Origin of the sequence: Streptomyces sp. NPDC098781 (assembly GCF_044759995.1) — a bacterium.
In the GTDB taxonomy this organism is placed as follows: Bacteria; Actinomycetota; Actinomycetes; order Streptomycetales; family Streptomycetaceae; genus Streptomyces.
Genome location: NZ_JBIWAK010000010.1, coordinates 206,742 through 212,943 on the forward strand (window position 1 = coordinate 206,742; position 6,202 = coordinate 212,943).

Consider the following 6,202-nt stretch of genomic DNA (forward strand, 5'->3'; position numbering starts at 1 on the left):
TCAGCCCAGCTCCTTCACGGAGCCGACGACGACCCCGTACGCGTCGGCGATCGCGGCCAGCCCGGCGCGGTGCAGTTCGTCGGCGGACACGTCCACGATCGACCGGGTGGCGCAGGCGTCCGCCGGGACGGTGGGCTGGTTGCCGCGCAGGGCCGCGGACGCCGAGGTGTAGGCGATGCACATGTGGGTCATGAACCCGGCGATGATCAGCGTGTCGTGGCCGGCCTCGTCGACGAGCGTGCCCAGTTCGGTGCCGTGGAAGGCGTCCGGGGCCTGCTTGACCACCACGGCCTCGCCGTCGGCAGGCGCCACGGAGGGGTGGATCTCGCCGATCTCGGCGCGGATGTCGTAGGCCGAGCCCTCGCCGCCGTCGTGCTGGACGTGGATGACCTCGGCCCCGGCGGCGCGGGCACGGGCGAGCAGGTCCGCCGCCGCTTCCAGCGCGGGCCGCCAGCCGTCGAGTTCCATCGCACCGCGGGTGTAGGTGTTCTGGTAGTCGACGAGGACGAGCGTCGAGGACGCGAGGGCCGCGGGGGTGGTGTCGGCCCCGCCGAGTTCGCGCAGCGTCTTGCTGGTCACAGATCCCCTCCAGGTTCCGGGAGTTGAGTAGCTTCGACAAGGTTCAACATCTTGTTGAACGCACATGCGACGCTATGGCCGGAACGGGCGCGTCGGCAATGACGCGCTATGTGCAGAAACCGACACCCATGTCGGGGAGTGAAACAGGGGGTTACCGGTGGGGACCGTGAACCGGTTGATCGTGATCGTGCTGTTCGAGGGCGTCGACCTGCTCGACGTCACCGGCCCGCCGGAGGTGTTCTCCCTCGTCCCGCGCGAGACCTCGAAGGGCGTGGGCTACGAAGTCGTCCTGGCCGCCGAGACGTTGGAGCCGGTGCGGACGGCGGCCGGGGTGCGGATCCTGCCCGACGCCACGTTCCAGGAGGTCGGCGAGCGGGCGATCGACACGCTGCTGGTGCCGGGCTCCGTGGAGGTGGACGCCGAGGGCCGTATCCACCCCATCGTGGAGCCCGGCACCGTGGCCCGGGTGAAGGCGCTGGCCACCCGCGCCAGACGCGTGACCTCGGTGTGCGTGGGCGCGCACCTCCTCGCCGCGGCCGGCCTCCTCGACGGCCGGCGCGCGACCACGCACTGGTCGACCGCCCAGCGCCTCGCCGACGACCATCCGGCGGTCCGGGTCGACCCCGATCCGATCTTCATCCGCGAGGCCGGCGAGGTGTGGACCGGCGCCGGGATCAGCGCCTGCCTCGACCTCTCCCTCGCCCTGGTCGCGGAGGACTTCGGTGAGCGGGTCGCGCTGCGCGTGGCCCGCCAGCTGGTCATGTACCTGAAGCGGCCCGGCGGGCAGTCCCAGTTCAGCGTGCCGCTGGAGCGGGTGTCCCCCACGCGGCGGATCGAGGACCTCCGGCTGTACGTCCACAACCACATCGCCGAGCGCCTGACCGTCGCGGACCTGGCGGCGTACGCCCATGTCAGCGACCGGCAGCTCACCCGCATCTTCAAGACCGAGCTGGACACCACACCGCACGCCTACATCGAGTCGGCGCGGGTCGAGATGGCCGGCAACCTGCTGGAGACGACCGACGACACCCTGGAACGGATCGCCTCCGTATGCGGCTTCGGCACCGTCGACACCCTGATCCGCGCCTTCCACCGCCGCCTCGCCACGACACCGAGCGAGTACCGCGCGAGAGCGCGCGGCCGGGGCGGCTCGCCGGGATCTCTTGCCTAGAGCGCACTCCACGTCGCTAGCTCGGACGCACGGGACTCAAGGTCGGCCGGCTGGTCCGCGCCAACCAGCAATTTTGACACCAGATTCCACAGCAGCGCATCGCTGACGCTCACCGCTCCTGCGGACCCCGAGTTGAAACGGCGAAGCCGCCGCCTCCAACTCGCCTCGAACGCAAGCAGAAGGCGACGGCTCCGACACAGACCCGCTACCTCACCATGCGAAGGCTTCAGGAGACGGTCCGGGACCGGGGAAGACCTCGTCCAGAGACGTCAGCAGCTCCTCGCTCAGCTCCAGCTCCAGGGCGCGCAGCGCCGAGTCCAGCTGCTCCTGCGTGCGGGGGCCGACGATCGGGCCGGTGACGCCGGGGCGGGTCAGCAGCCAGGCGAGCGCCGCTTCACCGGGCTCCAGGCCGTGCTTGTCGAGGAGGTTCTCGTACGCCTGGATCTGCTCGCGTGTCTTGGTGTCCTTGAGCGCGTCGGCAGCGCGGCCGCTCGCCCGGCGCCCCTGTGTGGCCTCCTTCTTAAGGACGCCGCCGAGCAGTCCGCCGTGCAGCGGCGACCAGGGGATGACACCGAGGCCGTAGTCCTGCGCGGCCGGGATGACCTCCATCTCGGCGCGGCGCTCAGCAAGGTTGTAGAGGCACTGCTCGCTGACCAGGCCCATGCGGCCGTGCCGGGCGGCGGTCTCGTTGGCCTGGGCGATCTTGTAGCCGGGGAAGTTGGACGACCCCGCGTAGAGGATCTTACCCTGCTGGACCAGGACGTCGATCGCCTGCCAGATCTCCTCGAACGGCGTCGCCCGGTCGATGTGATGGAACTGGTAGAGGTCGATGTAGTCCGTCTGAAGCCGCTTGAGGGAGGCGTCGACGGCCCGACGGATGTTCACCGCGGAGAGCTTGTCGTGGTTGGGCCAGACGTCCCCGTCGCCCGCCATGTTCCCGTACACCTTGGTGGCGAGGACGACCTTGTCGCGCCGCCCGCCACCCTGGGCGAACCAAGTACCGATGATCTCCTCGGTGCGGCCCTTGTTCTCACCCCACCCATAGACGTTGGCCGTGTCCAGAAAGTTCAGACCCGCTCCGAGAGCGGCGTCCATGATGCCGTGGCTGGTTGATTCGTCTGTCTGCGGACCGAAGTTCATCGTGCCGAGAACGAGTCGGCTGACCTTGAGTCCGGTGCGTCCGAGCTGGGTGTACTTCATGGGCCACAAGCCAACTTCTTCGAGTCCGCTCCAGGCAAGGGCATCAGGTTCCGTCCTGCGCCTTGCGCTGGTATTCGCGCTGGGAGACTCCGCCCCACGGGCGGTCATGACCGAAGCTGATGGCCACTGGTTCGCGGCTTTTTCCTGTGAGGCGCACGAGGGTGCGCCGGTGACCCCGCAGGACGGCGGGACATGCGTCTCCCCTCTTCGCAGGGGTGCCGTGCGGGAGGTACGGCGCTTCACAGGTTGGGCGCCCAATGCATCTGGCCTGGACTCGGTCTCTTGCGGTCGGGAGCGACGGCGGCAACCTGCCGGGCAGCCTACAAACGCGCAGGAGGGCCCCGACCACAGGGCCCTCCTCGTCGGATGCAGTTGTCGGTCAGCCTTCGCTGTGGAGCGCCGCCACGTTGCGCAGACGCTGCTTGAAGTCCATGGGGATCAGAACCTGAACCCTCCCGACTGGGTGTTGCCACATCCCGTCATGGCCATCGGGAGCCATGAGCTGCGCGGCGGTCATCCCGGGAATCGGCTCGGCATGGATGACGGCCTTGACCCCTGCGGCGCGTAGCTCCCTGCCCTTTTCGTGCTGGGTCGACAACGTGCTCCACCGTTCCCGGTAGGTCTCTCCTGTCGGGATCTCCTCCCAGGTGTCCGGGCGCGTGGGCTGCGCGATGAGCTGTTCACGTCGCGCGTCCAACCGCTTGTACGCCTCCCGGTACTCCTGCTTGCCCAGCTCACTGGAGTAGAGGCCCGCCTCGCGGTCCTCCCTCAGGTCCGACAGGGCGCGGTTCGCTTCCTCGATGTCGCGCGTGTAGTCCACGCCCGGCCGGAAGACCTTCCGGACGATCTCGACGTCCCCGGCAGCGAGGAGGAACGCCTTTCCCACGGCGTCCTCCAGCGTGTGCGCCGCGATGCCTTTGCTTCCGGTCGGACACGGCTTGTGCGTGGTACGGGAGGCGCAGCGGTAGTAGGGCCAGTTACGGCCGGGGGCGAGATACGCCGGCTCCCCACACGTACAGAACGCGACCTGGAGCAAGGGCGACCCACCCTTGCGGTTGCCGTTGCGCTTGCTGGTGTTCTCGTCCAGCTTCTTGTTGGCCAACTCCCATTCCTCGTGCGTGATCAGAGGCTCCGCGCGCTGGAGGGGCTGGCCGTCCGCGTCCCGGACAACCCGGCGTCGTGTCGTCTTCTCCCCGTCGACCATCACCTCCTCGGACACCTCCATCTGCCCCAGGATGCAGCGGGAACGTACGACCTTGGCCGTGTTCGCGGCGGTCCAGCGGCTGTCCTTTGGGGTCTTGCCGTTACGGATCATCTGGGCGTCGAGTGACGTCGGGGTCTTCGACACGTCCTCGTTGAGCCACTGCGCGATGCTGTTCGCCGACTCGCCCGCGATGAGACGGCGGACGATCTCACGGAGCGTCCCGGCCGTGTCGGTCCCGTAGTCGTCCGGGACGAGCTTCCATCCGTCGCCGGTCTCCTGTTTCTCCTCCCGGTAACCGTACGGAGTGCGGCCGCCGCGCCAGCGCCCCTCCTTCACCAGGTGGTTGTACGAGGACTTGGCCCGCGCCTTGATGGCTTCGAGCTCCCCTTCCGCGAAGGACGCGATCAGGCTGAGGAGGAGCTTCCCCATCTGCGTGTTGAGGTTGATCCCGTCCTCGACGGTGGCGACCTCCTTGCCGTTCTTCTCGCACCACTCCAGGAGGGTGTGCACGTGGAGCACGCGTCGCGAGAGACGGTCGATCTTCAGCGCGCAGAGGATGTCGTACTCGTCGGCGCGCGACTCCTCCACCGCGATCCGGTGCTCGATCGCGCTGACCTCCTTCCCGATGGTCGAGGGGAGCCACTTGCCGAACTCCGGACGCTTCCACGGCTCGACCCCGCCGGACACGTCGATGTCCTCCACCCACCCCACGACGACGTGCCCCTCCTGATCGGCCCATCGCTGGATGGACCGACGCTGACGCTCCGGCGATGTGGTCTCGTCCGACACCCTCGACAGACGGACCACGCCCAGAACTCTCGCCATGCTCGTTCTCCCTCTCCCCTGCGTCACGCATCGCACACAAGAGATGACGGTATGTGGTTCGGATCATGGCGTTAAAATTGATCTTTAGACACTGCCAACGTGTACGGCTGGGGCGAGAACAAGGGCCGTACCGAGGAGATCATCGGCAACTGGTTCGCCAAGGGCGGCGAGCGGCGCGACAAGGTCGTCCTCGCCACCAAGGTGTACGGCAACATGGCCGCCGACGGCGAGGCGTGGCCCAACCACGACAAACTGTCGGCGCTGAACATCCGCCGGGCCGTGGACGCGTCGCTGAAGCGGCTGCGGACCGACCACATCGACGTCTACCAGTTCCACCACATCGACCGCGCCACGTCTTTCGAAGAGATCTGGCAGGCCATCGACGTCCTGGTCCAGCAGGGGAAGATCCTCTACGTCGGATCCTCCAACTTCCCCGGCTACAAGATCGCCCAGGCCAACGAGACCGCCGCCCGCCGCGCCGGCACCATCGGCCTGGTCAGCGAGCAGTGCCTGTACCACCTCTGCGAGCGCCGCGCCGAGATGGAGGTCATCCCGGCCGCGCGGGAGTACGGCCTCGGCGTCATCCCGTGGTCGCCGCTGCACGGCGGACTGCTCGGCGGCGTCCTCAAGAAACAGGCCGAGACCGGCCGCCGCGCCTCCGGCCGAGCCGCCGACTCCCTCGCCGACCCCGCCTTGCGCGGGAAGATCCAGGCCTACGAGGACCTCCTCGACAAGCACGGCCTGGAACCCGGCGAGGCAGCCCTGGCCTGGCTCCTCACCCGCCCCGGCGTCACCGGCCCGATCGTCGGCCCCCGCACGGCCGACCAACTGGAGTCGGCACTGCGAGCGACGGAACTGGAACTGAGCGAGGACCTGCTGACCGAGCTGGACGAGATCTTCCCCGGCCCGGGACCGTCTCCGGAGGCCTTCGCCTGGTAGCGGCCACCAGTGCCGCAACCGGGCGACTACGGCCCGGGCCGGGAGCCACCGCCTCCGGCCCGGGGCCGTCTCGGGGGGCGTGGGCCCGGAAGCGGCGCCGTCGGAAGGGCGCGGCACGGCACGCCTCCAGCCCGGGGCCGCCTCGGGAGGCGTGCCTGGCAGCAGCACCGTCGGGAAGGATGCGGCAATGCAGGCCTCCGCCCCGGCCACTCACGGCTCTGATTTAGCCCCACACCATGCGCCGCCGAACCAAAGCCGCCCAAGGAACTGCCGACCGGCCCGGA

4 protein-coding genes and 1 pseudogene are annotated in these 6,202 nt (G+C 68.8%); 2 read left to right on the plus strand and 3 right to left on the minus strand.

Annotated elements, in window-relative coordinates:
- On the minus strand, nt 1–579 hold the full coding sequence (locus ACIQWG_RS34450; RefSeq protein ID WP_404102884.1) for an isochorismatase family protein: 579 nt from the start codon (nt 577–579) through the stop codon (nt 1–3).
- A gap of 157 nt (nt 580–736) precedes the next feature.
- On the opposite strand from ACIQWG_RS34450, the gene ACIQWG_RS34455 reads away from it, so the two are divergent.
- Entirely contained in the window at nt 737–1,750 is a 1,014-nt protein-coding gene (locus ACIQWG_RS34455) for a GlxA family transcriptional regulator (protein ID WP_404102887.1), read from the plus strand.
- Between the two features lie 210 nt (nt 1,751–1,960).
- Here the strand turns inward: ACIQWG_RS34455 and ACIQWG_RS34460 are convergent, their stop codons facing one another.
- A complete protein-coding gene (locus tag ACIQWG_RS34460; RefSeq protein WP_404102890.1) occupies nt 1,961–2,950 on the minus strand; it encodes an aldo/keto reductase in 990 nt (329 codons plus the stop codon).
- A 379-nt stretch (nt 2,951–3,329) separates the two neighbouring features.
- Entirely contained in the window at nt 3,330–4,979 is a 1,650-nt protein-coding gene (locus ACIQWG_RS34465) for a recombinase family protein (protein ID WP_404102893.1), read from the minus strand.
- 87 nt (nt 4,980–5,066) lie between these two features.
- Here ACIQWG_RS34465 and ACIQWG_RS34470 point away from each other — a divergent pair.
- Nucleotides 5,067–5,918, plus strand: a pseudogene (locus tag ACIQWG_RS34470) (aldo/keto reductase); the annotation flags it as partial.
- Nucleotides 5,919–6,202: the final 284 nt, after the last annotated feature.